This window comes from Candidatus Erwinia dacicola (assembly GCF_001756855.1).
Lineage (GTDB): Bacteria > Pseudomonadota > Gammaproteobacteria > Enterobacterales > Enterobacteriaceae > Erwinia > Erwinia dacicola.
Genome location: NZ_MAYS01000205.1, coordinates 1 through 1,484, shown reverse-complemented (window position 1 = coordinate 1,484; position 1,484 = coordinate 1). Strand labels below are relative to the sequence as shown.

At 56.3% G+C, this 1,484-nt stretch carries 1 protein-coding gene and 2 pseudogenes; all 3 read right to left on the bottom strand.

Annotated features, from left to right (window positions below):
* Positions 1–184 precede the first annotated feature (184 nt).
* Positions 185–1,075 (bottom strand): cytidine deaminase, encoded by an 891-nt coding sequence (cdd, locus tag BBW68_RS06375; protein WP_070134480.1) that lies wholly within the window; start codon positions 1,073–1,075, stop codon positions 185–187.
* A gap of 76 nt (positions 1,076–1,151) precedes the next feature.
* Positions 1,152–1,253 (bottom strand): annotated as a pseudogene (locus tag BBW68_RS16070) (IS3 family transposase); the annotation flags it as partial.
* A gap of 31 nt (positions 1,254–1,284) precedes the next feature.
* Positions 1,285–1,484 (bottom strand): annotated as a pseudogene (locus tag BBW68_RS16065) (IS256 family transposase); the annotation flags it as partial.

The following is a 1,484-nucleotide window of genomic DNA, read 5'->3' as shown; positions in this document are numbered from 1 at the left end:
GTAAGGGCGCTACGTTCTTTTCGCCAGGATTGGGTTTCCATACTTAGATGTCCATCTGTAACAGGTGGGCGTCTAAGTTACCCGCACTGGCTTAATGGCTAAATACGGCGCTGGCTTTACGCTTACGCTTTTGTTAACACGTAATAACAAAAGCTGCGATCTTTTTCAACGAACAGAAATTTTGTTACGCTTTAACCAGTGCAACGACGTTGAGATTGCTGCAGCCGAGGGCGGCTAGGGTGGTGGCGGTGGCATTCTGCTGGCTCAGCTTCGCCTGCGGGGATTCAGCCAGCACTGCACGCTGAACTGTACTCAGGCTGTGCCCTGCCAGGTTCAGCAGGTTCAGTGCCCCCTGCAACGGCGGCAGGCTGGGGTTAAAGGCGGCATTTTCAGCGTAGCTTCCGGCGAAGATGCCACCCTCAGCCGTCTCCAGCGCCACGCCGCTGTAAGCTTGGCTGTAAGGGGTATGGCTGCGGTTGGCGGCATTCAGGGCGGCCTGCTCAAGCGCATCACCCGAGGGAGAGATGCCGTGGTCGATGGCATCCATCAGCAGGGTGGTAATTGCGAGATCGCGCGGGCCGAAAGCGTCCGGCAGATAGTCGCCCAGCGGCGCGGCAGCGCGGCCGGGCAGTTCAATCGTCAGCAGCGTGCCGCTGTTCAGCTCGTTCATAAACTGGCGGCAGTGGCCGCACGGCGTGTAGTTCACGGTTATTGAGACCAGCATGCTTTCCCCGCGCAGCCAGGCATGGGTAACTGCGCTCTGCTCGGCATGCACCGTCTGCTGCATGGTGGCCCCAGCAAATTCCATATTGGCACCAAACCACAGCGTACCGCTGGCTCCGCGGGCAATCGCCCCCACTTTAAAATCAGACAGCGTGGCCACGGCGCAGGCTGCCGCCAGCGGCAGCAGGGCAAAAGCCAGCTCGCTGTCGCTGTAACCACAGTGCTGTTTTAATTGGTGTGCTTGGCTGGCAGTGATAAATCCGGCAAAGTCGTCAGCGGATAATATCGGCTGCAAAGCGCTCTGTAACAGGGTAGGCAACGTGGTAAATGCCTGCTGATAACGTGGGTGCATAGTAAGCCTCTCGCAAAAAGCCGCCCGTGCTAGTGAACTGAACCTCGATAGTTGGACTGTTTCCCCATGCGGTTTGCAAGGTCTGAGTTCTAAATTCCACAGGACTGAGGCCTTGTAACCTTAAACTGATCCGCTCGTGATTGTAGTAGTGGATATACTCTCTGGGAGCTGTTTCCAGAGTTATTGTCAAATCTGGTGTATCCATCACAGGCAACGTTCCGGTCTGATGCTTCCTCTTCCACTTGTTCGCCGTCTTTGAACGGCAGGTTGTTGACCACCAGAGTCAACAGCTCGAAACTCTTAAGTCGATTCCAGTTCTTTTATGCTGACTGGAGCAGCTTGAATACCATCGCTAGCGTCGTCGCCCTCAAGCCGCCGTTCTTCGCCCGCTTGCTCCGCAGCCTGACAG